The organism is Novosphingobium sp. fls2-241-R2A-195, assembly GCF_030209485.1.
In the GTDB taxonomy this organism is placed as follows: domain Bacteria; phylum Pseudomonadota; class Alphaproteobacteria; order Sphingomonadales; family Sphingomonadaceae; genus Novosphingobium; species Novosphingobium resinovorum.
Genome location: NZ_JARVRY010000004.1, coordinates 373,461 through 397,969, shown reverse-complemented (window position 1 = coordinate 397,969; position 24,509 = coordinate 373,461). Strand labels below are relative to the sequence as shown.

20 protein-coding genes, 5 pseudogenes and 1 riboswitch are annotated in these 24,509 nt (G+C 65.0%); of the genes and pseudogenes, 15 read left to right on the top strand and 10 right to left on the bottom strand.

What is annotated here, in order from left to right; genetic code table 11:
• The 4 genes and pseudogenes from QRN25_RS04760 to QRN25_RS04745 form a co-directional block, all read left to right on the top strand.
• Positions 1–261 (top strand): annotated as a pseudogene (locus QRN25_RS04760) (IS21 family transposase); the annotation flags it as partial.
• A gap of 15 nt (positions 262–276) precedes the next feature.
• On the top strand, positions 277–1,053 hold the full coding sequence (gene istB / locus QRN25_RS04755) for an IS21-like element helper ATPase IstB (RefSeq protein WP_285017728.1): 777 nt from the start codon (positions 277–279) through the stop codon (positions 1,051–1,053).
• A gap of 116 nt (positions 1,054–1,169) precedes the next feature.
• Positions 1,170–1,784 (top strand): annotated as a pseudogene (locus QRN25_RS04750) (aldo/keto reductase); the annotation flags it as partial.
• A gap of 27 nt (positions 1,785–1,811) precedes the next feature.
• A pseudogene (locus QRN25_RS04745) lies at positions 1,812–2,024 on the top strand (GNAT family N-acetyltransferase); the annotation flags it as partial.
• Positions 2,025–2,036: 12 nt separating this feature from the next.
• Here QRN25_RS04745 and QRN25_RS04740 read toward each other — a convergent pair.
• A pseudogene (locus QRN25_RS04740) lies at positions 2,037–2,230 on the bottom strand (IS630 family transposase); the annotation flags it as partial.
• A 485-nt stretch (positions 2,231–2,715) separates the two neighbouring features.
• Here QRN25_RS04740 and QRN25_RS04735 point away from each other — a divergent pair.
• Positions 2,716–2,985: a transposase gene (locus QRN25_RS04735; RefSeq protein WP_285017727.1), complete on the top strand. Its 270-nt coding sequence runs from the start codon at positions 2,716–2,718 to the stop codon at positions 2,983–2,985.
• Between the two features lie 152 nt (positions 2,986–3,137).
• Here QRN25_RS04735 and rpoD read toward each other — a convergent pair whose 3' ends face one another.
• The 6 genes and pseudogenes from rpoD to QRN25_RS04705 form a co-directional block, all read right to left on the bottom strand.
• A complete protein-coding gene (gene rpoD / locus QRN25_RS04730; RefSeq protein WP_271182208.1) occupies positions 3,138–5,171 on the bottom strand; it encodes an RNA polymerase sigma factor RpoD in 2,034 nt (677 codons plus the stop codon).
• A 353-nt stretch (positions 5,172–5,524) separates the two neighbouring features.
• On the bottom strand, positions 5,525–6,226 hold the full coding sequence (locus tag QRN25_RS04725) for a cold-shock protein (protein WP_271182207.1): 702 nt from the start codon (positions 6,224–6,226) through the stop codon (positions 5,525–5,527).
• 934 nt (positions 6,227–7,160) lie between these two features.
• Positions 7,161–7,448 (bottom strand): hypothetical protein, encoded by a 288-nt coding sequence (locus QRN25_RS04720; RefSeq protein ID WP_502910415.1) that lies wholly within the window; start codon positions 7,446–7,448, stop codon positions 7,161–7,163.
• A 153-nt stretch (positions 7,449–7,601) separates the two neighbouring features.
• Positions 7,602–7,775, bottom strand: a pseudogene (locus tag QRN25_RS04715) (cation diffusion facilitator family transporter); the annotation flags it as partial.
• Between the two features lie 4 nt (positions 7,776–7,779).
• A complete protein-coding gene (locus QRN25_RS04710; RefSeq protein ID WP_285017725.1) occupies positions 7,780–9,837 on the bottom strand; it encodes an AsmA family protein in 2,058 nt (685 codons plus the stop codon).
• A 261-nt stretch (positions 9,838–10,098) separates the two neighbouring features.
• Positions 10,099–11,703, bottom strand: coding sequence for an ABC-F family ATP-binding cassette domain-containing protein (locus tag QRN25_RS04705; protein WP_285017724.1), 1,605 nt, complete (start codon positions 11,701–11,703; stop codon positions 10,099–10,101).
• Between the two features lie 214 nt (positions 11,704–11,917).
• A riboswitch (cobalamin riboswitch) is annotated at positions 11,918–12,133 on the top strand.
• 180 nt (positions 12,134–12,313) lie between these two features.
• Here QRN25_RS04705 and QRN25_RS04700 point away from each other — a divergent pair.
• Genes QRN25_RS04700 through cobJ form a run of 4 tightly spaced genes read left to right on the top strand, consistent with a single transcriptional unit; the run spans position 12,314 to position 15,580 of the window.
• A complete protein-coding gene (locus QRN25_RS04700) occupies positions 12,314–13,459 on the top strand; it encodes a ferredoxin-like domain-containing protein (protein WP_285017723.1) in 1,146 nt (381 codons plus the stop codon).
• Positions 13,459–14,088 (top strand): precorrin-8X methylmutase, encoded by a 630-nt coding sequence (locus QRN25_RS04695; RefSeq protein WP_271182203.1) that lies wholly within the window; start codon positions 13,459–13,461, stop codon positions 14,086–14,088. Before QRN25_RS04700 ends, QRN25_RS04695 begins: the two co-directional genes overlap by 1 nt.
• Positions 14,085–14,819 carry a precorrin-2 C(20)-methyltransferase gene (cobI, locus tag QRN25_RS04690; RefSeq protein WP_285017722.1) on the top strand — a complete coding sequence of 245 codons (735 nt, stop codon included), beginning with the start codon at positions 14,085–14,087 and terminating at the stop codon, positions 14,817–14,819. Before QRN25_RS04695 ends, cobI begins: the two co-directional genes overlap by 4 nt.
• The gene (gene cobJ / locus QRN25_RS04685) at positions 14,816–15,580 is read left to right on the top strand and encodes a precorrin-3B C(17)-methyltransferase (RefSeq protein WP_285017721.1); all 765 of its coding nucleotides are present in this window, start codon (positions 14,816–14,818) and stop codon (positions 15,578–15,580) included. Before cobI ends, cobJ begins: the two co-directional genes overlap by 4 nt.
• Here the strand turns inward: cobJ and QRN25_RS04680 are convergent.
• The gene (locus QRN25_RS04680) at positions 15,544–16,305 is read right to left on the bottom strand and encodes a cobalt-precorrin-6A reductase (protein WP_285017733.1); all 762 of its coding nucleotides are present in this window, start codon (positions 16,303–16,305) and stop codon (positions 15,544–15,546) included. The genes cobJ and QRN25_RS04680 overlap by 37 nt on opposite strands.
• Here QRN25_RS04680 and cbiE point away from each other — a divergent pair.
• From cbiE to cobF, 4 genes are read left to right on the top strand one after another with little or no spacing between them, the layout of a single operon-like run.
• The gene (cbiE, locus tag QRN25_RS04675) at positions 16,304–17,512 is read left to right on the top strand and encodes a precorrin-6y C5,15-methyltransferase (decarboxylating) subunit CbiE (RefSeq protein WP_285017720.1); all 1,209 of its coding nucleotides are present in this window, start codon (positions 16,304–16,306) and stop codon (positions 17,510–17,512) included. The two genes, QRN25_RS04680 and cbiE, sit on opposite strands and share 2 nt — an antisense overlap.
• Positions 17,509–17,877 carry a cobalamin biosynthesis protein gene (locus QRN25_RS04670; protein ID WP_285017719.1) on the top strand — a complete coding sequence of 123 codons (369 nt, stop codon included), beginning with the start codon at positions 17,509–17,511 and terminating at the stop codon, positions 17,875–17,877. Before cbiE ends, QRN25_RS04670 begins: the two co-directional genes overlap by 4 nt.
• Positions 17,874–18,659 (top strand): precorrin-4 C(11)-methyltransferase, encoded by a 786-nt coding sequence (gene cobM / locus QRN25_RS04665; RefSeq protein WP_285017717.1) that lies wholly within the window; start codon positions 17,874–17,876, stop codon positions 18,657–18,659. The genes QRN25_RS04670 and cobM overlap by 4 nt, the downstream gene beginning before the upstream one ends.
• The gene (gene cobF / locus QRN25_RS04660) at positions 18,656–19,450 is read left to right on the top strand and encodes a precorrin-6A synthase (deacetylating) (protein ID WP_285017716.1); all 795 of its coding nucleotides are present in this window, start codon (positions 18,656–18,658) and stop codon (positions 19,448–19,450) included. The genes cobM and cobF overlap by 4 nt, the downstream gene beginning before the upstream one ends.
• Here cobF and QRN25_RS04655 read toward each other — a convergent pair.
• Complete coding sequence (locus tag QRN25_RS04655; RefSeq protein WP_285017715.1) at positions 19,431–20,834, bottom strand: aldehyde dehydrogenase family protein; 1,404 nt, start codon at positions 20,832–20,834, stop codon at positions 19,431–19,433. The genes cobF and QRN25_RS04655 overlap by 20 nt on opposite strands.
• Before the next feature lie 135 nt (positions 20,835–20,969).
• On the opposite strand from QRN25_RS04655, the gene QRN25_RS04650 reads away from it, so the two are divergent.
• Complete coding sequence (locus tag QRN25_RS04650; protein ID WP_285017714.1) at positions 20,970–22,835, top strand: diguanylate cyclase; 1,866 nt, start codon at positions 20,970–20,972, stop codon at positions 22,833–22,835.
• Between the two features lie 94 nt (positions 22,836–22,929).
• Positions 22,930–23,679, top strand: coding sequence for a sulfite exporter TauE/SafE family protein (locus QRN25_RS04645; RefSeq protein ID WP_285017713.1), 750 nt, complete (start codon positions 22,930–22,932; stop codon positions 23,677–23,679).
• An 18-nt stretch (positions 23,680–23,697) separates the two neighbouring features.
• Here the strand turns inward: QRN25_RS04645 and QRN25_RS04640 are convergent, their stop codons facing one another.
• A complete protein-coding gene (locus QRN25_RS04640; protein WP_285017712.1) occupies positions 23,698–24,462 on the bottom strand; it encodes a class I SAM-dependent methyltransferase in 765 nt (254 codons plus the stop codon).
• Positions 24,463–24,509: the final 47 nt, after the last annotated feature.

Genomic DNA, 24,509 nt, shown 5'->3' with positions numbered 1-24,509 from the left:
ATGGTCGAGCGCATGATGCGTGATCGGCGCCATCCCGAGCAGGGTTATCGCTCGGCGATGGGCATCCTCTCGCTAGGGCGCGGCTATGGCCATGTCCGTCTCGATGCGGCCTGTGACCGCGCGCTGGCAATCGAGGCCACCACATATGCCTCGGTCCTCTCGATCCTCAAATCCGGGCTGGATCAGGCCAGTCCTGCCCAAGAACCGATCCGGCCAGCTCCATCGCACGGCAACATCCGCGGTGGGGTCTACTATCAGTGAAAGGAAGCGACGATCATGCTGACACACCCCATGTTGGACCAGATGCAGACGCTGGGGCTCGCCGGGATGGCGAGTGCTTACCGTGAACTTGCCGAACAAGCGGGAAGCGAAGGGCTCGCCCGGGACGAATGGCTCGGGCTGATGCTCGATCGGGAGATGGCGATGCGCTGTGACAAGCGGCTCGCCAACCGGCTTACGGCCGCGCGACTACGATTCAGCGACGCCTGTATCGAGAACATCGACTTCGCCGCGCACCGCAAGCTGGATCGCCGCAGCGTCCTGGCGCTTGCGCAGGGCGACTGGCTCAAGGCGCATGAACATCTAATCATTACAGGGCCAACCGGTACGGGGAAAACCTGGTTGGGGTGTGCGTTCGCCCGTCAGGCAGCCCGGCTCGACTACTCGGTACTCTACGTTCGCATGCCCCGACTGTTCGAAGATCTGGCAATGGCCCGGCTCGACGGCCGCTTCCCGCGCCTGATCGACAAGCTCACCCGCATCCAACTGCTCGTGCTCGACGACTGGGGCAGCCATGGGCTGACCGAGCAGCAGCGCGGCGATCTGCTTGAAATCTTCGAGGAGCGCTACAAGCGTAAATCCACCTTGATTACGGCTCAGTTACCGGTCGCTCAGTGGCACGAAATGATCGGTGCCCCCACGATCGCTGACGCCATCCTCGACCGCCTGGTACACAATGCCCACCGCATAACACTCGAAGGCGACAGCATGCGCAAAACCCGACCCGCGCCCCTCTTGACCGACATAGAGAAAGCCGAAATCATAACCGCCTGAACCACAACAAGGCACCTATGACCAAACTGCGCCGACTGTCCGGGACTTAGCGAAACGCATGTCCGCGATTTTGTGAAACGGCTGTCCAGAACTTCTGAAATACGCAGCTCGGGGTCGATGTGATCGATCTCTACTACATGCACCGCCGCAGCGCCGACGTGCCGCTGGCCGAATCCATCGGAGCGATGGCACAGCTGGTTGAGGCGGGAAAAGTGCGGGCGATCGCGCTGTCGGCGGTCTCGGCGGAGGAACTGCGGGAGGCGCATGCGATCCATCCGATCGCCGCGCTGCAGTCGGAATGGTCGATCTTCACCCGCTCGATCGAAGCTGAGGTCGTGCCCGTTGCCGCCGAACTGGGCGTGACGGTGGTTCCCTATTCGCCGCTCGGGCGCGGCATGCTCACCGGGCAGGCATTCGCCACGGCCATCGGCAGTGAGGATGCCCGCAATCACTTCCCGCGCTTCTCGCCTGAAAACCGGGACGCGAACATGCGGCTCGTCGCAACCATCGACGGTATCGCGGCCGGACTGGGCGTAACCTCGGCGCAAGTGGCGATTGCCTGGCTCTATGCCAAGGCGCGCGAACTGGGCGTGGCGATCGCGCCGATCCCCGGCACCCGCAACCGCGCGCGCCTGGAAGAGAACGTCGCCGCCGCATCGGTGGTGCTGGACACATCGGTGCTCGAGGCGCTGGAACCGCTGGCGCGCGAAGTCGCCGGCATCGCCGTCTGATATTTTAGAACCGTCGCGAGTCTGGCTATGCACCGACCCAAGATTACCACCGATCGCCTGATCTTGCGTGCCCATACGATCGACGATCTCGATGCCGTGTTCGAACTCGCGACCGATCCGGCGGTGCTCCAGTTCATTCGTGCTCTGCCCACATCGCGCGAGGAGGCGTGGCATCGCCTTCTGCGCTATGCGGGACACTGGAGCCTGCTGGGGTTCGGCATGTTCGCGGTGTTCGAACGCGCCAGTGGGGCGTTCATGAGTGATGTCCCTGCGCTCCTGCCAAACGGCCGGAATGTCCGCTTCCCGCTCTTCCATCCGCCGCGAGCGCGTATCCCCGCCGCGGGGCTTTGGGGCAATGTCACCCGTCTCGCGCTACTGTGCTCGCCAGCGGACCGCCGTTGATGGTGCTACACCAACCGGCCCGCCGCAGCACGGCAACTCGATCCACACTATCCACTATTCACCGCTATGTCGCAGCACTGCTCTGTCTTTGGTATCGCCCAGACCCCTATTTTGGACGGACATTGGCTGGCAGACGAGCGGTGAAGATAACGGACCAAGAACTGCGGGATCACTCAACGGATCGAACTTATTCTCCCCTTGACCGGACCGCTGCTTCCGCAAAAGCGCGGTAGGCATGCCTGTCTTTCCGGAGATAACCATATGTATCTTAGAGGAATTATGGAAATCCTGCGGGTTTCTGCCCTGTTGCGATCGTTGGTCGATCTCGGCCCAACCGACGACTGGTGGTACATGGTCGACAGCACTATCATCCTCGCCTCTTGTCGGCTGCTGACGCTAAAGGGGGCTTTGCAAGGAGGCTTTTGGTCGATCACGCGGCATAGACGCCCGCTGCGACAATCATAGCTTCCCTCTCGACTTCCACCTGATAAGCGGCGAGTAATCTTATTACGGCGGCGTCGATGACCTGATGGCCGTCGCGGTTCCGAAGTCCAAAGCACTGCTCGCTGACAACGGTTACGATGGCAACCGTTTCCGTGAAGACCTGCTCCTGCCCGCCATTCCGCGACGTTCGAACCGCAAGGCGCCAGAGCATCCCGACTATCGCCGCTACTGCAATCGCAACCGGATCGAGCGCATGTTCGGTTTTCTCGAACACCAGCGCCGCATCGCCACCCGCTTCGAGAAAACCCCGCTTTCCTACCTCGGCTCCTCAACCTTGTTCCAGCAAGGCGGCTGAAGCATTTTGTCAACGCGACCTATAAATACTGAACGGCAGGTCTGGGGGCGGCATCTGGCATGCTGTACGGCTTGCAGGGGCGCGTAAAAACCAATCGTCGCGTATGGTATCGCGCTAGCGGTAACCGGCCAAGACCGGCGACCCGCCTGCGTCTAGTCGAGGAACGCGCGCATGATGCGTGAACGGCTTGGATGCTTGAGCTTGCGTAGCGCTTTCGCTTCGATCTGGCGGATACGCTCGCGGGTCACCGAGAACTGCTGTCCAACCTCCTCCAGCGTGTGATCGGTCGGCATGCCGATGCCGAAGCGCATGCGCAGCACACGTTCCTCGCGAGGCGTCAGCGACGCCAGCGTGCGAGTGATCATTTCCTTCAGGTTGGCCTGGATCGCTGCGTCCACCGGGATGACGGCGTTCTCGTCCTGAATGAAGTTGCCGAGGCTGCTGTCTTCCTCGTCGCCGATCGGCGTTTCGAGGGAGATCGGCTCCTTGGCAATCTTGAGAACCCGCTTCACCTTTTCGAGCGGCATCGACAGTTTCTCGGCCATTTCCTCGGGCGTGGGCTCGCGGCCCTGGTCATGGAGGAACTGACGGCTGGTGCGTACCAGCTTGTTGATCGTCTCGATCATGTGGACCGGGATACGGATCGTGCGAGCCTGATCCGCGATCGAACGCGTGATTGCTTGTCTGATCCACCAAGTCGCATAAGTCGAGAACTTGTAGCCGCGGCGGTACTGAAACTTGTCGACCGCCTTCATCAGGCCGATGTTGCCTTCCTGGATGAGATCCAGGAACTGCAAGCCGCGGTTCGTGTACTTCTTGGCGATCGAGATCACCAGACGCAGGTTCGCCTCGACCATTTCCTTCTTGGCGATGCGCGCTTCACGCTCCGCCTTCTGCACCATGTTCACGATGCGGCGGAACTCGGGCAGCGCCATGCCGGTGGCGGTGGCGATGTCCGAGACTTCCAGACGGATGCGCTCGGCAGGCTCAGCCTCGTTTTCCGCGAAGGCAGCCCACTTCTTGTCCTTCCTGGCCACTTCGGCGACCCATGTGTCGTCCAATTCCCGGCCCGTGTAGGCTTCGAGGAAGTCGGCGCGCTTCACCTTGTGACGCTCGGCCAGACGCAACATCTGGCCACCCAGCGTCGTCAGGCGACGGTTGAAGGAGTAGAGGTTGTCGACCAGATACTCGATCTTGCTCGCGTGGAACTGCACTGCCTCCACCTGCGCGGTGAGATCCTCCCGCAGTTGCAGATACTGGTCTTCTTTCTCGCCCGGGAAATCAATGCCAAGCGCCAGCGCGTCGAGCCGGTCGCTTTGAAGACGTTCAAAGGTGCGGAACAGTTCGGTGATGAGCGCGAATTTCTCCAGCGCTTCCGGTGTGAGGGCCGCTTCCATCTGGCCGAGGGAGAGGGTGTTGTCCTCTTCATCGTCCTCGACCTTGCGCTTGGGGATCGGGTTGCCGTCCTCGTCGACTTCCTCCGAGTTGTCCTCGCCGGAATCGTCATCGTCCTTGAAAGAAGGACCGGCCGTGGCAGCGGAAATCTCGCCGTCGGCTTCACCGTCCTCACCCAGGTTTTCCGGCTGCGGCTCCTTGGAGAGCATGGCGTCGAGATCGAGAATCTCGCGAAGTTGCATGTCGCCATTGTTGAGCGCTTCGGACCAACCGATGATCGCATGGAAGGTCATGGGGCTTTCGCAAAGCCCCATGATCATCATGTCGCGGCCAGCTTCGATGCGCTTGGCGATGGCGGCCTCGCCCTCGCGGCTGAGCATCTCGGCGGCGCCCATTTCCTGCAGGTACATCCGTACCGGGTCATCGGAACGCCCGAGCGTGTCCGCCTTGCGGGTTTCGCCGGGGCGGCGCCGGGAATTGCCTTCGTCGAACTCGGAATCCGAACCCGAATCGTCATCGCGGCCATCGACGGCCTCCACGCCCTCTTCCTGCTCACCCTCTTCATCGTCATCATCATCGTTCTCGACGATCTTGACGCCCATTTCCGAGATCGCGGCCATGATGTCCTCGATCTGGTCGGTGGTCATCTGGTCTTGCGGCAGCGCGGCATTCAACTCCTTGACCGTGATGACGCCCTGGCTCTTGGCGCGCGCGATGAACCGCTGGACCGAACCTTTGTCCAGGTCGAGAAGAGGGGAGTCGTTGTCACCGCTGCGATCGTCGTTCGTCATGTAATCCGTTGTCGTTTTATTGGCCTTTGCGTGACGGTCGTGCCGCCAGGACAAGGTCAGGTTTGAGGCTGCTAAGGGGCAGCCTTTCAAGCAAGAATTGAACTACCGCTGGTCCGGGGCTCAAGTAATGTGTCCGGTCATCAGTTCCAGAAGAAAGCTGATCCCCCGCAGCAGGACGTGTTGTGCGTACGCCTGAAGGGTACTCATTCGTACCCTTGCAGGTATCTGGCCGAAGGCGGGCTGGATCAGCGCCTTCGGCATAAAGCGCGTGTCTTTCCGTTACCGATCGCAATGCGACAGAGGAAAGCCGGAGCAGAGGCCATGGCCACCTGTGGCAGCCATGGCCAAGTCCGTCAGCGCTGGACCAGATTCACGGCAGATGCCTTGCCGCGACGATCGATCTCGATCTCGAATTCGAGCTGATCGCCTTCCGAAAGACCATGCAAACCGGAACGCTCGACGGCGCTGATATGCACGAAAGCGTCAGGCTGGCCGTCATCGCGCACGATGAAGCCGAAGCCCTTGGAGCCGTTGAAGAACTTGACCGTGCCGGTGGCCTTTTCACCAGTCGACTGGCGCGGAGCGGGAGCGGCGGCACGTTCGCGACGTTCAGCAACGATGACCTCACCGACAATCGTCAGTTCGGATGCGGAAACCTTGCCATTGCGCTCGACCAGCTGGAATTCCAGCTGCTGGCCTTCGGCCAGCGTCTCGAGGCCGGCAGACTGCACGGCGCTGATGTGCACGAATGCGTCGTCGCCGCCACCTTCAAGCTGGATGAAGCCGAAACCCTTGTCGGGGTTGAAAAACTTGACCGTTCCACGACCCTGCCCGACGACCTGGCCCGGCCCGCCACGCGAACCACCGCCGCCGCCAAAACCACCACCGCGCGATCCGCCGAAGCCACCACGCTGGCCGCCGCCGAACCGATCACCGCCACCGCCGAAGCGATCACCGCCGCCGCCGCCGAACCGATCGTTGCCACCACCCCAACGATCATCACCACCGCCGAACCGATCACGACCATAGCCGCGATTTCCCTTGTCGAATGTCATCTTTTAAGTACCTTAAGCTACGTCTGACGAAACCTATCCTCGCGAGTCAACGTAGCACGCAAGGCCGCAGAATCCTTCTCAGGATGCAGGGATATAAGGCTATAGCAGCGCCGTAGCTTCTTGGCGACCAGAGTTCTGCATAAGGCCAGATCCCCGAGTCGCCGCATTCCATCGCTTCGTTCACGACTTGATTCACGACGGTGTCGGCGCCAAGTCCGATCTTTCCTGCTTGCCGTTGCGCCTCGTTCGGATCTCTAACCTGCCAGTCCGCAATCAGACATTTTATGAATAGGGGGGTAAAAGTAGATGGTTTGTAAATTGGCAACAGAAATTTGCGGGCGATTAATCGTGATGGGTCGAGAAAGGCAGTAGAAAATTTATGTGATAATATTCTAGGAGAGAGCTAAAATGATGAATTCCATGCCGGACGCGCATGTTTTAGTTGTGTGAATATGGCTGGCGAGCTGCCTCAAACCGCCGATTCAAAACGCTGGTTTGTCATCGCTTGGCCTGCCGGCAACAATCGGGAAGCGTTTTTTCGACGCGGGTCCTATTAAATGCAGCGATGTTAGGATCGACGGCCCGTCGCGAGAGTGGGTAAGACCTCCCGATAGCAGACGCCATGTGGCTTATCGATTCTGTCAGGAGCGCGGATCGAACATTGCGTATCAGATTCGACGTAGAACCGTCGCTGCTGGCGATTCCGCTGGGATCGTTCGAGCATTCCTACTTCGCCAAGCCCGTCGTGTCGTTCAACGAAGGGCGGGCATGAATGGGTTCGGAGGCATCTTAGCACCACAACCGAGCCAGGTTCGGTTTCTTGTCAGGAGCAGACCGTCTGCGCCTGAGAATGGAATATTGGCTACCGAACGGCGGTGACGGGGCGACCACAGAAACGGCAGCAACGTGCCGGCCCATCGCATCCGTGCACGGTTCACGCTGCTCGTCCAGGAAGCAACTTACCAAACGAGTGCCTCACGCCATTGACGGCTTCCGGGCGTGGAGCCGAACGAGGTCGATGAACGCACGCAAATTTGGCGGGAACATGGCGACGGCCGGAATAGTATAGGCAAAGCGGCGCCTCCTGCGGCATCCAGTCCACCAGCATCTGGATCAGTTGCCCGTCCTTGATGAGCGGCGTAATGGTCTGCTCAGCCAGATAGCCCAACCCCATCCCGGCGAGCGCGGCATCGAGCATCAACCCACTATCGTCGAGGATCAATCGACCGGGCACGTCGAGTTCGAGGCGTTCGTAATCGCTCTACCTTGCGGCCATTGCTTTCTGGTGATGAATGGCGATTCAAGCTAGATCGGGTGAGGCTCGCGAATATGGGCGATGCTTTCATACATCGGAATGTCAGCGGCGCTGATCTTAGAGAAGCAGAAGCTGGTTCCCGCTGTCCATTAGCGAATGAACGCTTTCGGTGGCCATCGCCGATGAGCCGCGGATCCCGGCTGCGACGAACTTTGCGATCGCGATTCGAAGGCTTGCTGCCAGCGCACCGTAAATCACGATTTTGTCTCGAAAGACACCGGATGTCTTGGCCATGGCGCTAATTCTTTTTGGTTGAACCATTGCTGACATCGTCACGCGGCTTGCCGTTGGAAGTGCGCTGGGCGCTTGCATTTGCTCCCGCAAGAACAGGGCCGCAAGCGGTTGACTTCGCATCACCGGGGTCGACGAATGCCAGCAATCCGGCAACTGGGGTGGTAAGCACGGCAAGGCCAAGTCCGGCCCCGGCACGGCCGACAAGTTGCGGGCTGATCACCTGCAGTTTCGGTTCCGAGAAATGACCACCCAGGCCAACGGGAGACTGGCCGGAGAACAGGCTGAACTTCTTGCCGTCGGCACGGAAAGCCATGTCCACCGCCTCGGTCGCGAAACTGAAGCCCCCGCGGCCGATCACCACGTTCTTGCTGGTGTCGATCAGGATCGGGTCGGCCGCGGCGGTTCCACCTCGGACGGTGAAGGCCAGCAGGCCGCAATTGACCTCGATCGGTTTCTTCAGTTTGCCCTGAAACATCTTGGAGACGAAGGTTCCGAGGTCCAGTTCGGCGAGTTGCGCATTCTGCGTCCACAGCGTGCCCTGCGGCATGACAAAGGCGATCCGGCCCGATGACGTCGCCAGCGAATCGTGGATCGTGTCACCTCTTCCGTCCAGTTCGATCCTGCCGCGAATAGTGCCGGTAGTACCGGAATCGGCGAGACCATAACCCGCCAGCAGGCGGCCCATCGGCGTCGAGGCCAGACGGATATCGTAACGGATCGCGGAGGGCCGCTGGCGGGTGTCGATCACGAAGTCCGAGGCCACGTCGCCGCGCGCCATGGAGAATGTCAGCGGCGACAGCGCCAGTCGCCCCCTGTCCAGCGACAGTTTCAGCGCGATGTTCGAGACGGGCACGTTCTTCGATCGGACCACGCCGATTTTCCAGTCGAGACCGGCATCGAAGCGTTGCATCATCGCAACCGGCAGTTCTGCGTCGGGAAGGATGCGGCGGGCTCCTGCTCCTGTCTGTGCAGCGGCAGCCATCGCGCCCTGCGAAGCTACGACATCGGGGTTGTAACCGATAAATGGGGCCGCATCGACAATGTCGAGGCGCCGGGTTTCCAGCGCGGCGTCCAGCCTCAGTCGCTGCGCATTGGTCACGGTGAAGCGGCCCGACAGGTCGGATTGGCCAAAAGTTCCCGTCATCCCTGTGAAACGATAGGTCTGCGCGTCCTTCACAAGCTGCGCCTCGAGCGCATAGCGGCGTGTCTGCGGAATGACGACATCAATCACCGCCATTAGGTCGGACAAGTCCCGCCCTTTGGCCGCGACTTTCAAGGGAACGTCCTCGAACTCTGTGAGGGCGGGCAGGGTGCCGGAAACGTCGATGACGCTATTGGCCGCCCATGCGCGCGCCTGTAGTCGGTTCTCTGCTCCGGAAAGACTGGCATCGGGGGACAGCAGTTCAGCCGTCAGGCGAAATGGCGTAGTGCGAAAAGTGCCGCTGCCTTTCAGCCCCACTGCCTTGCCGATCCGCGTATCCGTAGCCGCGATCGGATCAATGGTGAGGTTGGCGAGGAGCGGCATCTGCGGGTCGATGTAATGGATCTGCGTGCCGGTAATGTTGGCCCTGTCGATGCGTGGCATTTCGAAAGGCTTGCCTTCCCCGCTCGTTGCGAAAGTCCAGGTATTGCGCCTGTGGCCGGCATCCCATTCCAGATTGATGACGCCCCGATCGAGATCGAGTGCATAGACATGGCGATGCCCCAAAAGCAGCGAAAGCGGGGCGATCCTGGCTTCGATGCGCCGGGCGGCGAAAAGGGTGTTTTCCTTTGCCCATTGCGGGTTGGATACGGCCAACTCCTCGGCCACGAACTTGATCCGCAGCGGGGCGAAATAGAGCTGGAAGTTGCCGCCGACCTTGACCGTGCGATCGCTTAGCGAACTGGCGATGCTTTCGAAGGGGTGTCTGAGGAACCGTCCCTTGGTTATGAACAGAAGCAACCAGACAGCGAAGATCGCGGTGAGAATGGCAAGCAGGACATTCCGCGCGATGCGCCAGCGCCGCCGTCGTCTGGCGAAAGATATCGTCGCAGGCGGTTGAGATGCGGCTGGCGGTTCCATAAGGTCCACATCGCTTGAGCGTGGGTTTTGGTTTCAGGTGTTACCGTCGCCGGGACGGCTTCACGGCAGGGCTTAGGCGATTACCTGGTCTCCGATCGGCGTTTCCATGAAGTGATGCCCGCCCGGCGCAATGACCCAGCCGCCGACCGCGCATGGTGAATAGCGATAGCTGCGTAATGTTCCGGGGCTAGGCCTTGTTTTGGCGACCAAGATCGGGCGCACGGCATTGCTCGGTTCAGTCTGCGGCCTCTCGGTCAATGCTCATGTCGAGCGGATCCAGCCGCCAGTTTCCAGTTCGACCGTCTGCGTAATGCGAATTCGATCCAAAAATCGTCGATCGTGACTGACCACGATTAACGCGCCATCGTAGGCCATCAATCCGGCTTCGATCGCAGCGATCGATTCGAGGTCGAGATGGTTCGTCGGCTCGTCGAGGATAAGGAGCGGCGGCGGAGCAGGGTTGCCCAAGATGCAGGCAAGGCCGGCGCGCAGGATCTGACCTCCGCTCAGGGCGTGGACGGCCTTGTCGGCTGCTGCTGCCCTGAAGCCGAAACGAGCCAGCGCCGCGCGACATGCATTATTGTCCACCCCCTCGTTTAGTCGCGAGAAGTTCTCAGCGATGGTCTGTTCCTTGTGCAGGATGGTGGCCTGCTGATCGAGTAGCCTACGGGGAACGTGGCATTCCGCTCGCCCTGACGACGGGGTAAGTTCGCCGATGATGACCCGCAGCAAAGTCGATTTGCCGCTGCCATTCGCTCCGGTTATCGCAACCCGTTCGGGTCCGACGATGCGCAGTGACATGTCGCGTAATATCGATGCCCCATCCTCGTATCCTGCGGAGACATGCTCGAGCGTAAGAACATCGCGAGACGGGTTAAGGCCTGTCGTCGCGATCTGAACCGAGATGGGCTGGAATATTTCGATCCGCGCCCTTGCCCGTTTCACAGCGAGTTCCGCCTCGCTGCGCTGCCGTTCGGCGAGGCGTCTGTTTTCTCCGCCGCTGTTTTCCGCCTGCTCGCGGCGGGCCCCGAGCAGGATACGCGGCATGCCGCCACGACCGGCCTGGCGATTTCCCGCTGCATCGCGCCGCTGCTGACGCTCTGCGGTTATTTGCGTCTTGCGGGTCACTTGCGCCCGATGGTGCTCGGCCGATGCGAGATCATGCTCGGCGGCAGCGAGTTCAACGGCCTTGCGTGCGCAGTAATCACTCCAGTTGCCACCATAACGCGCGGCCCCCAGCGAGGTAAGTTCGATGATCGAGTCCATGGCGTCGAGCAATTCGCGGTCATGGCTCACGACGATGGCGCCTGCACGCCAGTGCGCCAGCATATCGATGACGGCCGCTCTGCCCTCTGCGTCAAGGTTGTTCGTCGGCTCATCAAGCAGCAGAAAATCCGGCTGGGTGAAATGCAATCCCGCCAGCGCCGCGCGTGTCCTCTGTCCGCCCGACAGGCAGCCGAGCGGCGTATCGAGCGGTATCGGCAGCCCTAGGCAGGCCAGTGCGTCGGCTGCGCGGGTTTCCACGGTCCAGTCGGCCTCGACCAGTTCGTCCAACGTCGCGGTGCCGGCTTCGGCGCCGCGAAGAACCGCGAGTGCATCGGCGATTCCGAGCAGATGCGCCACGGTGCCGTCGGCCGATGCCTGTACAGCCTGCCGTAGCAATCCCACTGTGCCCTGAACGCGAACGGTTCCTCTGGACGGCGACAGGTCGCCGCAGATGAGGCTCAGCAGCGTCGATTTGCCAATGCCGTTGCGTCCGACAAGGCCGGCGCGTTCCTTGCTGAAATCGAGGGTCAGGTCATCAAGAACGCGGCGGCCGTCAGGCGCGGGCCAGGTGAGTTTGGAAATGGAAATGGAGGCAGGCATGAACACAGGTTTCCTTGGCGGCAAGGCGGGTAGGCGATGCGGTCAGGGACAAGTTCATGATTACACACTCCGTCAGGGGTGCAGTGGATATAGTCGCTGCGGGCACCGATCGCAATCGACTGATTCGATGACGATCAATCCTGGCGAACAGGAGTTTACCCTCCTGCAAAGTCGCTGTAAGGCGCAGCGCTCGAAGGGTGGGGAAACTCCGTTCTTCGAACATGATCGCGCCGGTGCCCCTGACGGGGCTTAATCGGGAATGCGGTGCGGGGGCTTGCTCCCAAATCCGCGGCTGTCCCTGCAACTGTAAGCGGGTAGCGCGATGCACTCGCCCTTTCGAGGGGCAGCCACTGGGCCTTAAAGGTCCGGGAAGGCGTGCATCAAGCTGTGACCCGCGAGCCAGGAGACCTGCCGGCGCACTGGTCGCTCTTGCCTTGGTCCAGGGGATGGTCACGGCACGGTTGTTCTTCCGTCTGGGCGACGAAGCGGTGCGGCTGGGGCTGCACGCGCGCGTGTCGCCGGGCGCCTGTTGCGCCCGCCCGTCGGCCCGCGTCGGTCGGCTGTGGCCGGTAAGCCCCATCCTCAGGTTCGGCCCGGCGCGCGGGGTGGGATGGCTGTGAGCCTGCAGGAAGAGGGCGTGATACGGGGCTGGTGCCCCAACGCCTGGCGTCCGATGATGGCCGGAGATGGACTGCTGGTGCGGGTCAAGCCGCACCTCGGCCGGATGAGCGCCGCCCAGGCGGTTGCCTTGGGCGAGGCCGCGCTGGCCTATGGCAATGGCCTGATCGACTTGACGCGGCGCGCCAACTTCCAGATTCGCGGGGTAAGCGAGGTGCACTGGCCGGTCCTGCTGGAGCATCTGTGCGCGCTCGGTCTCGTCGATGGTGACGGCGAGCGGGAGAGCCACCGCAACATCCTCGCTGCACCGGACTGGCGTGCGGGCGACGACACCGCGCGCATCGCCGACGAACTGCGCGACCGGCTGGCGGGATTTCCGCAGCTGCCGGGCAAGGTCGGCTTCGTCATCGATGCGGGCGAGGCGCCGGTGCTGGCGCGCGAGCCGGGCGACTTTCGGATCGAACGCACCCTCGACGGCCCGCTGATGCTGCGCGCCGACGGGCGAGCCGAGGGCGTGAAGCTGACGGTCGGCGGCGAGGTCGATGCCCTGCTGGCGCTCGCGCGGTGGTTCGTCGAAAGCGGCGGCGCGAAGGCGCGGCGGATGGCCCGGCACCACGCTCCGCTGCCCGCCTTGGCCTGCGATGGTGCCCGGCCCGCCCCGCCTCAACCGCCCATCGCGCCCGGCCGGCGGCGGGACGGGATCGCCTGTGGTTTGCCGTTCGGGGGCATCGAGGCGAAGACATTGCTGGACCTGATGCGAAGCCCCGGCGTCACCGGAGTGCGCCTGACGCCCTGGCGCGTGCTGCTCGTCGAAGGGGGCTGCTCGACCGATGTTCCCGGTCTCGTGACCGATCCCGCCGATCCGCTGCTGCGGGTGGATGCCTGCCCCGGTGCCCCCGCTTGCCCGCAGGCCAGCGTGGAAACCCGCGATCTGGCCCGGCGGCTTGCCCCCCTCGTGCCGGGCCGTCTGCATGTGTCCGGGTGCGCCAAGGGCTGCGCCTCTTCGCTGCCCGCCGACGTGACCGTGACCGGCCGCGGCGGACGCTACGACCTTGTCTTCGGCGCCCGCGCCGATGCGCAGCCGCTGTGCCGAGGGCTGGACAGCGCCGACATTCTCGCCCGCCTTGGAGCTTCCTGATGCCGCATGCCTACGAGAAGGACGGCGCCGCGATCTATCGCCAGTCCTTCGCTATCATCCGCGCCGAGGCCGATCTCGTGCGCTTCGGGGCCGAGGAGGAGCCGGTCGCGGTGCGCATGATCCATGCGGCGGGCATGGTGGGCCTCGAAGCGCATATCCGCTTCTCGCACGGTTTCGCGGCGGCAGCGCGCGATGCGCTGGTCGCCGGTGCGCCGATCCTGTGCGATGCGCGCATGGTGTCCGAGGGCGTGACCCGCGCGCGCCTGCCCGCAGACAACCGGGTGATCTGCACCCTCAACGACAGCCAGGTACCGGACCTCGCCCGTACCATGGGCAATACCCGCTCCGCCGCCGCGCTGGAGCTGTGGCGGCCGCATCTGGCAGGTGCGGTGGTGGCGATCGGCAACGCCCCCACGGCGCTGTTCCACCTCCTCGACATGCTGCAGGACCCGGCCTGCCCGCGCCCGGCGGCGATCATCGGCTGTCCGGTGGGCTTTGTGGGAGCGGCCGAGTCCAAGGACGCGCTGTGGGAGGCGGCGCCGGTCCCCTGCTGCATCGTCGAGGGGCGCCTCGGCGGCAGTGCCATCACGGTGGCGGCCATCAACGCCCTTGCGAGCCGTGCCGAATGAGCGCGCCGGATCATGGCACGATCCACGGCGTCGGCCTTGGCCCCGGCGCGGCCGACCTCATGAGCGTGCGTGCGGACCGGCTGGTGCGCGGCACGCGGCAGATCGCCTATTTCCGCAAGAAGGGTCGCTCCGGCCACGCCCGGCGCATCGCGCAGGACCTGCTGCGCGCCGATGCGGTCGAGATCGCGATGGAATATCCGGTGACCACCGAAATCCCGCTGTCCGATCCGGGCTACAACGCCTGCCTCTCCGAGTTCTACGCCGGATGCACCGAGCGGCTGCTGGACGCCACCCGCACCGGCGAGGATGTGGTGGTGCTGTGCGAGGGTGATCCGTTCTTCTACGGGTCGTTCATGCACCTCCACAGCCGCCTTGCGGGCCAAGCGCCTGTGGAGGTCGTGCCCGGCATCACCGGCATGGCGGGTGCATGGAACGCCACCGGCCTGCCGATCACGTGGGGGGATGACGTGCTGACGGTGGCGATGGCCACTCTGCCCGAAGCGGAGCTGGCGCGGCGCATCCGCGATACCGACGCGCTGGTGGTCATGAAGATCGGCCGCAACCTGCCCAAGCTGCGCCGCGCCGTGGCCGCAGCCGGGCGCGAGGATGCCGCATGGTTGGTCGAGCACGCCGCCATGCCGGGCCAGAAGGTGACCCGGCTGGTCGATGCCGAGCAGGTCGCGCCCTACTTCTCGATCCTGCTCATCCACGGACAGGGGCGCCGACCGTGAGTGCCGGTTGGGTTGCCGTCGCTGGGCTGGGGCCGGGCAGCGAGGCGCTCGTCACGCCCGAAGTCACCGCTGCGCTGGCCGAGGCGACCGACGTGGTCGGCTACATTCCCTATGTTGCGCGCGTGGCGCCTCGGCCGGGGCTGACGCTGCATCCTTCCGACAACCGCGTGGAACTGGACCGGGCGGCCTTCGCGCTCGACCTTGCGGCGCAGGGGCGCAGGGTGGTCGTCGTGTCATCGGGCGATCCCGGAGTCTTCGCAATGGCCTCCGCGCTGTTCGAGACGCTGGAGGCAGGGCCGGTTTCATGGCGCGATCTCGACATACGCGTGCTGCCGGGGATTACCGCCATGCTCGCCGCCGCGGCACGGGCAGGCGCGCCGCTCGGGCATGATTTCTGCGCGATCAACCTGTCCGACAACCTCAAGCCGTGGAACGTCATCGAGAAGCGCCTGCAGCTGGCGGCGGAGGCGGACTTCGCCATGGCGTTCTACAACCCGCGATCCAGGGCGCGGCCCGAAGGGTTCGCCAGAGTGCTGGAAGTCCTGCGCGATGCCTGCGGCGACGAGCGGTTGGTCCTGTTCGCCTGCGCGGTGTCGACCCCGGAGGAAATGCTGCGGATCGTCCCGCTCGGGCAGGCAAGCGCGGAGATGGCCGACATGCGCACCGTGGTGATCGTCGGGTCGAGCCGGACGCGGGTGATCGAGCGGCCGGGCGGGTCGATTCTCTACACTCCGCGCTCGGTTCCGAAGGATGCGGCATGAGCGATCCAGTCGAGCACCTCCCCGGGCTGGTGGAACTCGGTGCGGGTGGAAAGAACCGGGCGCTCGATCATCAGCACCGGCAGGCCGAGATCGCGCGCGGCGGCGAGTTTCGCTGCGGCACCGCTGCCGCCCGCGTTCTTGCAGACCACGAGGTCGATGGCATGGTCGCGCAGGAGCCGCGTGTCGTCCGCGACGCTGAACGGGCCGCGATCGACCACCAGTGTGTGACGGGGCAGCGCGGGCGGCAGGTCCGGCGCATCGACGAAGCGCAGCAGGTAGTGATGCTGCGGACGGGCGGCGAAAGCCTCCACGTGCATGCGGCCCAGCGCGAGCATGACGCGGCGCGGCGGTCCGGCAAGGGCATCGACGGCACCGGCGATATCGGGTGCATAGGTCCAGTCGTCTCCTGCTACCGGCTCCCATGCCGGGCGGGTGAGCACGGCGTGCGGTACGCCTGCGATGCGCGCCGCTTCCACCGCATTCGCGCTCATCGTTGCGGCGAAGGGATGGGTGGCGTCCACCAGATGAGTAACGCAGTTTGCGCGCAAGTAGGCGGCGAGCCCGGACACGCCGCCGAAGCCGCCGATGCGCGTGGGGATCGGCTGCGGGCGCGGGTTTTCGGTGCGTCCGGCATAGCTGAGCATTGCGGTCATGCCGGACGCCGCCAGCAGGCGGGCAAGCGCGCTCGCTTCGGTGGTTCCGCCCAGCAGCAGGATGTTCGGCATGGCTGACAGCATCGCTTCCCCCTGGTTGACGATCGTGGGCATCGGCGAGGATGCGGCGGACGGACTGAGCGCGGCAAGCCGCGCGGCACTGGAACAGGCGCAACTAGTGATGGGCGCCGCCCGCCACCTCGCGTTGCTGCCGGGGCTTAGTGCGCCGAGCCGCGAATGGCCAGTTCCCTTCGCCGACGGCATCCCGCTGCTGCTGGCGGAGCGCGGGCGCAAGGTGGTGGTGCTGGTCTCCGGCGATCCGTTCTGGTTCGGGGCGGGGAGCAGTGTGACTCGCGATCTTGCTCCGGGCGAATGGATCGCGCACCCGGCGCCTTCCACGTTCGGACTGGCGGCCGCGCGGCTGGGCTGGGCGCTGCAGGGCTGCACCTGCCTTGGTCTTCACGCCGCGCCGGTGCAGCGCCTGCGGCCTCACCTTGCCAAAGGGCGGCACATACTGGTGCTCGTGCGTGATGGCGAAGCGGTGGCTGGGCTGGCCGCGTATCTGGTCGAGCGTGGTTTCGGCGCTTCTACGCTGCATGTGCTGGAAGCATTGGGCGGGCCGCGCGAACGGGTGCGCAGCGTCGAGGCACAGGCGCTGGGCTTCGACGATATCCGGCATCCGGTAGCGGTGGGGATCGAGGTCGCCGGCGTGGGTGACGCCTTGCCCGCGACCAGCGGCTTGCCTGACGATCTGTTCGATCACGACGGCCAGATCACCAAGAGCCCGCTACGTGCGCTGACGCTCAGCGCCCTCGCGCCGCGTCCCGGCGAGCGCTTGTGGGACATCGGGGGCGGCTCGGGCTCGGTCTCGATCGAATGGTTGCTGGCGCATCCGGCCAACACCGCCTGCGCCGTCGAGGCCGATCCGAGCCGCGCCGGCCGGGCGAGGGCGAACGCGCTGGCGCTGGGCGTGGACCGGCTGGAACTCGTCCTCGGCCGCGCGCCGCAGGTCTTGCCTGACGGCCGCCCGCCGGATGCCGTGTTCATCGGTGGAGGACTATCTGACGGATTGCTCGACGCCTTGTGGCAGCGGCTTCCCACAGGCACCCGGCTGGTAGCCAATGCTGTGACGCTGGAGTCCGAAGCCTTGCTCGCCCGCTGGCAGGGCGAGCAAGGCGGCACGCTGATGCGCATCGAACTTGCGGATGCGGCACCGCTCGGCACCCGGCGCGGCTGGCGTTCGCGCTATCCGGTGGTGCAGTGGAGCGTGGTGCTGTGATCGTGGCTGGCTTCGGTTTTCGCGCAGGAGCCAGCGTGTTCTCGCTGATTTCCGCGTATCAACAGGCGCGCGAGGGTGCACCGCCCGTCACGCATCTGGCCACCCCGGCCGACAAGGCGGCGCTGCTCGCCGAACTGGGGAACCTGCTGGACCTGCCCCTGATCGCCGTACCGCCCGGCCAGCTGGCGCAAGTGTCTACGCTCACCGCCTCCACCGCCGCGCAAGCTGCAAGAGGCGTCGGCAGCGTCGCCGAGGCCAGTGCACTTGCCGCTTTCGACGACGATGCCGCCACGCTCGCAGGCCCCCGCCACATTTCACGCGACCGCATGGCGACTTGCGCCATAGCATTGGGAGTTTCCGCATGACCGTCCACTTTATCGGCGCCGGCCCTGGTGCGCCCGACCTGCTCACCCTGCGCGGCCGCGACCTGATCGCGGCAAGCCCGGTGTGCCTCTACGCAGGGTCGCTGGTGCCCGCAGAGGTGCTGGACCACTGCCCGCCCGGCGCGCGCATCGTCAACACCGCGCCGATGGACCTCGACGCCATCATCGCCGAGATCGCCGAGGCCCATGCCGCCGGGCAGGACGTCGCGCGGCTCCATTCGGGCGACGTGTCGGTCTGGTCGGCGATGGGCGAGCAACTGCGCCGCCTGCGCGCGCTGGACATTCCCTTCACCGTCACCCCGGGCGTTCCGGCCTTCGCGGCCGCTGCCGCCGCGCTGGAGGCCGAACTCACTCTGCCCGCGCTGGCGCAGTCGCTGGTGTTGACCCGCACGCCCGGCCGCGCGAGCACGATGCCGCCCGCCGAAAGCCTGACCAACTTTGCCGCGACGGGGGCGACGCTGGCGATCCACCTTTCGATCCACAACCTCGAACGGGTCGTGGCCGACCTTGCCCCGGTATACGGCGCCGATTGCCCGGTCGCGGTCGTATGGCGGGCGAGCTGGCCCGACCAGCGCATCGTGCGCGCCACGCTGGAAACGATCGAGGGCGCCGTTGCCGGGAGCATGGAGCGCACCGCGCTGATCCTCGTCGGCCGGGTGCTCGCTGCCGAGGACTTCGGGGAAAGCAGCCTCTACGCCCGCGGCTACGACCGCCGCTTCCGGCCGCAGACCGCAGACTCCCGCTACGCCGGATCTGCCGAGTGATCCATCTCGACCTCATCGGCATCGGCACGGGCAATCCCGATCACCTGACCGTCCAGGCGATGCGCGCGATGAACGAGGCCGACCTGATCCTGCTGCCGCGCAAGGGCAGCGCCAAGTCGGGGCTGCTCGACGTGCGCCGGACCATCTGCGACGCTGTGCTGACGCAGCCGGTGCGCGTGGTCGAGTTCGACCTCCCGACCCGCGATGCCGGGGGCGACTACATCGACGGCGTGCAGTCCTGGCACGGCGCCATCGCCGCCGCATGGGCCGCGCAGATCGCCACGCACCTGCCCGAAGGAGGCAGGCTTGCCCTGCTGGTGTGGGGCGATCCCTCGCTCTACGACAGTACCTTGCGGATCGCCGGACTGCTCATCGGCGGGGGCATGGCCATCGACATTCGCGTGGTGCCCGGCATCTCCAGCCTCCATGCGCTGACCGCGGCCCATGCCATCCCGCTCAACCAGCTGGCGGACGCAGTGACGATCACGACCGGACGGCTGCTGCGCACGCATGGCTGGCCGCCCGGCGCGGGAACGGTGGTGGTCATGCTGGACGAGGGCGGCGCCTTCGAGGCGCTGGATGCGCAAGGCATCGACATCTGGTGGGGCGCCTACCTCGGCATGCCCGGCGAAGCACTCGTCGCCGGGCGCCTTGCCGAAGTGGCGGAGACGATCATCGATCTGCGTTCGGCGCTGCGACGGGAGCATGGCTGGATCATGGACGTCTACCTCATGCGCAAGTCGCACGGGACCGCCGACGATCGATCAGGGCTCAGCCAAGTGCGACGTTGACGATCCTGGGCTGGGTGAAGTCCTCCATGCCCTCGATGCCCTGCTGACGACCGATCCCGGACTGTTTTGCGCCGCCGAAGGGCACGTCGAAGGGCAGTTCCAGGTGCTTGTTGACCCACACCGTTCCGCTTTCGATGCGTGAAGCGACCGCGATGCCGCGATCGATGTTAGAGGTCCACACCGTCCCGCCGAGGCCGTACTCGCTGTCGTTAGCCCGCCCGATCGCATCTTCCAGGTCGTCATAACCCAGCACCGGGAGCACCGGGCCGAACTGCTCCTCGCGCACGAGGCGGGCATCGTCGGGCAGGTCGCGCACGATGGTCGGCGCGATGAAGTAGCCGTCGCCTGCAAGCGCTTTCCCACCGGCGACGATGGTGCCCTGCGCTCGTGCGTCCTCGATGAAGCCCAGCACCTTCTCGAACTGGGCACGGTTCTGGATCGGCCCGATCGTTGTGCCCTGTTCGAGCCCATCGCCGACGACGGCCTCTCCGGCGAGCCTGACAAGCTCGGCGCATAGCGCATCGATCATCGAATTGGGGACGTAGACCCGCTTCACGGCAAGGCAGATCTGCCCCGCATTGGTGGTCGCGCCGCCGAATATCCGAGGCGCGACCTTGGCGATGTCCGCATCGTCGAGAATGATCGCCGCGTCATTGCCGCCCAGTTCCAGTGTGAACCGCTTGAGCGTATCAGCCGCGCTACCCAGCACTTTCCTGCCGGTGGGCGTGGACCCGGTGAAGCTGACATGCGCGACGTCGGGATGCCGGCTCAGCAGGGCGCCAAGGTCGTTCTGGTCGACCAGCGTCTGGAAGACACCGGGCGGAAGAATGCCGGAGGCGACCTCGCCCAGCAGCAAGGTCGTGAGCGGCGTGGTCGGCGCCGGCTTGGCGATAACGGTATTGCCGGTGATGAGGGCCGGGGCGAGCTTCACCATCAGCAGCAGCAAGGGGTAGTTCCACGGCGTGATCGCGGCCACCACGCCCAGCGGATAACGCTGCTCGATGATGCGTTCCGTCGGCGTCTCGCGCAGGACACGCGGCTGGAGGGTGAGCGGCGCGTAGTACGTCAGCGCGGCGACGGCGCCGAGAACCTCCTGCCTTGCCTCCTTCAGCGGCTTTCCCTGTTCCTGGGTGAGCAGCCGCGCGAAGTCGTCGACCCGCAGCCTGATCGCCTCGGCAAGTTCGTGGAGGCGGCGGCTTCTTTCGGCGAACCCCAGTGCGGCCCATCCCGGAAACGCGCGCTTCGCGGCGGCGATCGCCTGCAACGCCTGTCCCTCGTCCGCGCGGGGGGCGGACGCGAAGGCGCGGCCGCTTGCCGGGTTCACGACCTCGATGCTGGATGCACCGTCGATCAGCGCGCCATCGATCAATAGTTCGTAAGGCATGGTTGCGCGCTTTCCTTCGGTGATGCGAGACATGGCTCAGACCGGATCGCTGATTACCCGCTATTCGGGATTTGGCTAGAGTCGCCTTGTTGGGGGATGCACCAAAAAGTAACCACAATGGTCTAGCTTCCGTTCATGCGCATTGCGACGATCACCAACTGGGCCTATGGCGCGACCGTCTGCCTTACCATCGTGGCGGGCATCACGATGGTTCTGGCTTCCAGCGCCGACAAGGTCGAGCGCGCGGCGGTGCGTCAGCGCGACCTGTTCGACCAGTTGACCTTCGAGGTCGAGAACGACCTTGCCGAACTGACCGATCAGGCTCGCCTCGCGACGGTGACCGACGACCCCAGCCATGCCATCGCCTACGAGCGCACGCGGGCCTCGCTCGGCTCGGTTGAACAGCGCCTCGCGAGGCTGAAGGACGGCGGCGCCAGCGAACAGGAACTGCGCTCGTTGGCGGAGGGTCTCCGCTGGGCTACGACGCTGGAGGATGAGCAGCAGGCCGCGATCGCGGCCAGCCGTCGCGGCGAGAGCGCCACTGCGCGGGCGATCGTCTTCGGACCGGAGTACGAGCGCGAACTGGAGCGTGTGCGCTTCCTGATCGGCCGCTTCCGCTACATGCTCGACCAGCGATCGGACAATGCGATCGAACAGGCGAGCCAGGCCTCGCAGCGGCTGCGCTCGGTGTCCGAGGCCATGGTCGCGATCACGGCCGCTCTGTTCCTGCTGGTTTTGGGCTTCATCCTGAAGCGACGCATCCTGCGTCCGGTCATGACGCTGAGCGACGTGGTCAACCGCCTTGCCGACCAGGACTACACCGTGGAAACCCCGGCGTTCTCGCAAGTCGACGAGATCGGCGACATGGCGCAGGCGATCCGCATCTTCCGGGAGAACGGGCTGGAGCGCCAGCGGCTGGAGCGCGAGCGCGATGCCGACTGGGCCGTGCGGGACCTGCTGGCGCGCATGACACAGCGCTTGCAGGGGTGCGAGAGCGTTTCCGACCTCTTCGCCGTGGTGCGCCTGTTCGCCCCCAAGATCGCGCCGACGCTGGCGGGACGGCTCTATACGCTGGACAACCGCATGAAGCTGATGGTCTGTGCCGCCGAGTGGCGCGGGGCCAAAGATCAAGGAGTCAAAGATCAAGGGGTGGGGGAGCGCGGGCCGCAGGGCACCGACGCGGCGTTCGGCCCGGACGATTGCTGGGCGCTGCGGCGCGGTCAAATCCATGCGCCCGGCGGCGAGATGCTCGACGTCCCTTGCCGCCACGTTGTTCCTTCGGCGGCGCGGGCGACCATCTGCGTGCCGCTGACCGCGCAGGGCGAAACGATCGGCCTGCTGGTGCTGGAGAATCTGGCGGCCGACCATGGGCCGGACGATTCCACCGGCATCTATATCGAACTGATGTCCGAGACCGTGGGGCTCGCGCTTGCCAACCTGAACCTTCGCGACGTGCTCCACCAAAAGGCGCTGTTCGACCCGCTGACAGGTTTGCGCAACCGGCATGAACTGGACGACACCCTACGCCGGCTGGTCGCCACCGCCGATGCGGCAGGTACACCGATCGCCTGCCTGATGATGGACATCGATCACTTCAAGGGCCTCAACGACCGCTTCGGTCACGATGCCGGGGACTTCGTCATCCGCACCGTCGCGGCTGTCTTCGCCGGTGGTGCGCGAGATGACGATCTGGCGCTTCGCTATGGCGGCGAGGAATTCCTCATGCTGATGCCGGGGGCTGACGAGGCACTGGCGCTGGAGCGGGCCGAGCGTATCCGCGAGCGGGTGGCGGGCCTTGATCTCACGCAGGAGGGGCAACCTCTCGGACAGGTCACCGTCTCGCTGGGGCTGGCCGTCTATCCCCACCATGGACCGATCCAAGCATTGATCACCACTGCCGACGCAGCGCTTCTTCGTGCGAAGGAAGGCGGCCGCGACCGCGTCGTCGTCGCCACCCAGCGCAACCGTGGCGGCGGTATCTCGCCTGCTGTCGCAATCTGAAGCCCCTTTTTCGCATTAGCCTTCGTTCAGGACGAAGGCACGGCTTCGCATCATCCGGATTGTGCGGGGCGCCCGGCATCCTCATAGCCGTGCCATGACCGCAGATTTTCTCCTCATCGGATCGGGCCTGCTGGCGGGGGCGATGAACGCGCTGGCGGGCGGCGGTTCGTTCGTTTCCCTGCCGGCGTTGATGGCGGCGGGCGTGCCGCCCGTGACGGCGAATGCCTCCAGCAGCCTGGCGCTCTATCCGGGCGGGGCGGTCAGCGCCTGGGTCTATCGGGACGGGCTGGGGCCGATCGCGGGCGTCTCGCTGCGCTGGATGGCGGCGGTATCGGTCGTTGGCGGGCTGGCGGGAGGGGTGCTGCTGCTGGCGACGACGCAGGCGCTGTTTCTCCAGGCACTGCAATGGCTTTTGCTCGCCGCGACCATGGCGCTGGCCTTCGGGCGGCGCATCATGTCCGCGATCCACGGCTGGAGCGGCGCGGGTCGCGGCCTGATCCTGACCGGGCAGTTCATCCTCGGCATCTACGGCGGCTATTTCGGCGGCGCCGTGGGCATCATGATGATGGCGTTCTGGAGCTTTGTGACGCCCGATGACCTCAAGCGCCTGCAAGGGCCGCGCACCGTGCTGGTCACGGCGGCGAACACATCTGCCGTCCTGCTGTTCGCAGCCACGGGCGCGGTTGGCTGGCGCGAGGTTCTGATCCTCGCCCCAGCCGCGGCGGCAGGCGGCTATCTGGGCGCGTTGCTGGGGGTTCGTCTGCCTTCCGGCGTCGTGCGGGCCTTGACGCTGATCCTGGCGGTCTGCGTGACTGCCGCGTTTTTCGTGAAAGCCTACGGCTAGAACCACGGAGGCTGGGCGCTATGCCGCCGTCAGTTCGAAGGTCGCGATCCGAATGGTGAAGCTGCCGTCCTCCCGGATGGCGAAGGCATCGCGCACCGCTTCCGATGCTTCGGTCTGCAGCGCCCGGATCGCGGTGACGAGGGGCGCCGGGGTCTTCATCCGCTCGACCCATGCGGCGAACTCCATCGGCAGGGAATGCGTGGAAACGCGGAGGGTATCGAACCCGGCGCGGCTCAGCGCGGCCGACCATTCCTCGATCCGGTAATCGCGAACATGGCTGCGGTCGCGCAGCAGTTCCACCGCCTGCAGATGCGTGTCGAGCATCGGATGGCCGGGCGATATCACGTCGATGAAGATCGCGGGCGACCCCGCTTTCAGAACGCGCCGCCCCTCGCGCAGGCCGGCGTCGAGGTCCTGCCAGTGATGTGCGCTCATCCGGCAAACCACGGCGTCGAATTCCCCGTCGCCGAAAGGCAGCGCTTCCGCTGCGGCCTGCCGGGTCCTAATGTTGACGATACCGCGCCGCCGCGCTTCGCCCGTCACAGCATCGAGCATCGACGGGGTAAGGTCGCAGGCGATGACCTCGCCGACGTTTGGTGCGATCGTATAGGAGACGTGACCGCCCCCGCAGCCGAGATCAAGGACCCTTGCGGCCGACCAGGCTTGCGAGACATGCGCCAGTCGCTCAAGGTCAGGGCCGCTGGAGTGTGCGGTGCTGGAGACGTAGGCCTGCGCCTGTCCGCCGAACTGCCGGTCGACGATCGCGTTGTGCTCGCGTTGCATGGTGGTTCTCTTTCCTGTCCTGTGTGACGTTGCTGCCCGACCTGTGG